This is a genomic window from Allocoleopsis sp. (genome assembly GCF_036703385.1).
In the GTDB taxonomy this organism is placed as follows: Bacteria; Cyanobacteriota; Cyanobacteriia; order Cyanobacteriales; family Coleofasciculaceae; genus Allocoleopsis.
The window spans coordinates 1-3,514 of sequence record NZ_DATNPA010000153.1; the positions used below are offsets into that span (position 1 = coordinate 1).

A 3,514-nucleotide genomic window follows, 5' to 3' on the forward strand; every position below is an offset into this window, starting at 1 on the left:
GCCCAAGCTGATTTTGTCACGGCGTTGTATAATCCGCGATCGCGCACTCGAACCGAGCAGATTGCCACAGCCAGAGCTATCTTCTTAAAGTATCGCACGCCGATGACGCCTGTAGCCCTGGTTCGCTCCGCCTATCGACAAGATGAACAGATTACGCTCACTACTTTAGAAAAACTCCTAGAAGCGCCCATTGATATGCTCACGACAGTGCTGATTGGCAACCAAAGCACCGGAACTCATGGGGATTGGATGATTACCCCACGAGGTTATCTCGGCTTTGAGGGCGAATCAACAGGAGTGAATTCACCTACATGCGATCGCCAACCAAATGGTTAAGTACACTGCTCACTATAGTTAGGACAATTGAGCCGATCAAAGCAGGTATGAAGCCAGTGACACGAAAACCAGAGATAATAGAACCGGCTAGCCAAAGCGTGAGGGCGTTCACCACAAACAAAAACAAGCCTAGGCTCACAATTGTAATTGGCAGCGTCAGAACGACTAAAATCGGTTTTATGATCGCATTGACTAACCCCAAAATCAATGCTGCTATCAAAGCAGCAACAAAACTTTTGATCACAAAGCCTGGTACTAGATAAGCTGTAATCACCAATGACACAGCCGCAAGCAGCCAAGTCAACAAGAAGTTTGGCATGACCTTTGTTGAACAACTTCTATACAGTATCCTCATCCTACCTGGAGATTGGCCTGTTCGTCCGTGGGTGTTTGCAACACTTTAGCTCTAAGGTATAGTTGGCGGTTCAACCGTTCAATGGCACACTAGGCAAAGTAGATTTGCGCTCAAATTTAGCGATTGAGAGCGACTCACCACCCATGTGAAGTGTGAATTAACTATGATTTTTCGGCGACTCGCTACCTTCCTCTTGGCATTGATTGTTTTGTGCTGTCCCCTACCTGCATTAGCACAGGCGACTAAATATTATCCGCCTCCTTTGTCTTATAGCAATGCAGAACTAAAAGGCAAGGATTTTTCGGGTCAAACGTTACGGGCTGCTGAGTTTTCTAATGCTAATTTAGAACGGGCTAACTTTACGGGTGCTGACTTGCAGGGAACAATTTTTAGTGCCTCGGTGATGACTCAGGCCAATTTACATGGGGCGGATTTAAGTAATGCAATGATCGATCAGGTGAGCTTCACAAATGCTGATTTAAGTGATGCTGTTCTCACGGAGAGTATCATGCTGCGCTCCACCTTTGACAATGTTGATATTAGGGGTGCAGATTTCAGTGATGCAATTCTCGATGGTGCCCAAATCAAAGAACTCTGTACTAAAGCCACGGGTGTAAATTCACAAACGGGTGTCTCGACTCGCGAGTCGTTGGGTTGTCGTTGATTGTTTTGTTTAAGTCTATCTTTATAACTATGGAAATCCTAAATCATTTGTGAGATTTGCTTTTTTTAACGAACCAATCCAGGCACAGAGAGCGCAAAGAAGAGAAAGGGAGGTTCTTATAGATTATTGAGGACTGCTATATCTTTTTGAAGAACGGGGTGCGATTGATGTCAAAGAAAAGGCAGAGATGTTCAACTATCTCCTTATCGGGAGAAAAGTCAGTGAATAATGGATTAAAGTGAGAAAATATTGGTTCTAATGTAGTCGCACAGAATAAAGATTATGCGTGTTGGTGTGATTGGTGGAGGGCAACTCGCTTGGATGATGGCGGATGCGCGTCAGGCATTAGGGATTGAACTCCTTATTCAGACGCCCCATCCTACCGATCCAGCGGTTGACATCGCAACTGAAACTATTTTTGCCCCCATTGATGATGCGGCTGCTACCGCCGAACTCGCAACTCGCTGTGATGTTATCACCTTTGAAAATGAGTTTATCAACTTAAAAGCGTTGATGCCTTTGGCACAGCAGGGTATCTGCTTTCGCCCACGCTTAGAAGCGTTAGCGCCATTATTGGATAAGTATCACCAGCGCTGTTATTTGGAAGAGATTGGCATCCCTCAGCCTGGTTTTATGACGCTTGAAGGGGAAGTGGGGAATGAGGAATTCACTCATGCCGCATCCTTTGGGCAACCGATGAATTTAAATGAGTTAGATTTCCCCCTTGTCCTCAAAGCGCGACGCCACGGTTATGATGGTCAAGGCACTTTTATTATTAAAGACAGCAGTAGCTTAGAGGAAAGTTGGAAAAAGTTAGGACATACACCCGTTTTGCTAGAGGAATTTATTCCTTTTGAACGAGAGTTAGGCGTTATGGCTGCCCGTTCTATGGCTGGAGATGTTGTTGTTTATCCAGTGGTGGAAACTCAGCAAGAAGAACAAGTTTGTCGCCGTGTTATTGTACCTGCACAGGTGAGTGCAGAGGTGGTGGCAGAAGTTGAGGCGATCGCACATACTCTCTTGAATAGTTTACAAGTTGTCGGCATCTTCGGCCTTGAATTGTTTTTGACTAAGGATGGCAAAGTGTTGGTGAATGAAGTGTCGCCTCGCACCCACAATTCCGGGCATTATACCCTCGATGCTTGTGAAACGTCTCAGTTTGAACAACAACTAAGGGCGGTTACGGGTTTAGCGTTGGGAAGTCCAGCGCTTAAATGTAACAGTGCGGTGATGGTTAATCTTTTGGGTTATGAATATTCCCAGAATGACTATCTGGAAAAGCGGCAGAAGTTGGCGAGTCTGCCTGGGGCTTTCGTCCATTGGTACGGGAAAAGCGAATCTCGCCCTGGACGTAAGTTAGGTCATATTACGGTTTTACTAGATTCTCAAGAACTATCTGAGGCAGAGGCGAAGGCTAAGGAAATAGAGTCTCTTTGGTATAGCAGATAAGATTTAAGGATGGAGACATTGACAGCCTGCTAAAACTGCAATTTATGGTTAAAATTCCTGATTAATGAAAAATGTGGTGGGCAGGCAAGACTCAGCGAGGACGATTATGTTGAGGGTGCGCCGGAATTGGTGGCAGAGATTGCGGCAAGTAGTGTGGCGAGCGATTTGCATGACAAGAAACGGGCGTATCGTCGCAATGGAGTTCAAGAGTATATTGTTTGGCAAGTATTTGAGCAGAGACTCGATTGGTTTTACTTAGAGCAGGGTGAGTATGTTTCTCTGCCAGTGGATGAAGGTAATGTGATACGGAGTCGAGTGTTTCCGGGATTGTGGTTAGCAGCAGGTGATTTGTTAGCCGGAAATATGGCGAGGGTATTGTCGGTGTTGCAGGAGGGGTTGGCTTCGAGGGAACATGCGATGTTTGTGGAACAGTTGACATAGCATTGTTCTAGTGAGATTGCATAACGGTATAGCTTTAATTTAATAATTAAACTTCAAGTCAAGAGGCTTCAGAAACCCGAAGAGAGCAAGGATTAGAAGAACTTCCTCCTCGCCAGTATATTCATCTATCTGATGCCAGGTTTAGATTTGGCGACAGTGTTGTGTCTCCAGGAACAGGGGTTTATTGGAGAGGAAGATTGGACGAGAAGGAAGAATTTGAGGAGCATGTAACTCAACTTCATCAGCTAAACACGCTAGAAGGATGTCGC

3 protein-coding genes and 2 pseudogenes are annotated in these 3,514 nt (G+C 45.3%); 4 read left to right on the plus strand and 1 reads right to left on the minus strand.

The genetic code is table 11. The features are described 5' to 3' along the window. Nucleotides 1–336: pseudogene (locus tag V6C93_RS07670) on the plus strand (precorrin-3B C(17)-methyltransferase); the annotation flags it as partial. Here V6C93_RS07670 and V6C93_RS07675 read toward each other — a convergent pair. Then, entirely contained in the window at nucleotides 308–655 is a 348-nt protein-coding gene (locus V6C93_RS07675; protein ID WP_333476064.1) for a phage holin family protein, read from the minus strand. The pseudogene V6C93_RS07670 and the gene V6C93_RS07675 overlap by 29 nt on opposite strands. Nucleotides 656–854: 199 nt before the next feature. Between V6C93_RS07675 and V6C93_RS07680 the strand changes: the two genes are divergently transcribed. From V6C93_RS07680 to V6C93_RS07690, 3 genes and pseudogenes are all read left to right on the plus strand, one after another. Next, nucleotides 855–1,355, plus strand: a complete 501-nt coding sequence (locus V6C93_RS07680; protein ID WP_333476065.1) for a pentapeptide repeat-containing protein — start codon at nucleotides 855–857, stop codon at nucleotides 1,353–1,355. A 282-nt stretch (nucleotides 1,356–1,637) separates the two neighbouring features. Then, entirely contained in the window at nucleotides 1,638–2,804 is a 1,167-nt protein-coding gene (locus tag V6C93_RS07685) for a 5-(carboxyamino)imidazole ribonucleotide synthase (RefSeq protein ID WP_333476066.1), read from the plus strand. A gap of 57 nt (nucleotides 2,805–2,861) precedes the next feature. Further along, nucleotides 2,862–3,245 (plus strand): annotated as a pseudogene (locus V6C93_RS07690) (Uma2 family endonuclease); the annotation flags it as partial. Nucleotides 3,246–3,514 lie beyond the last annotated feature (269 nt).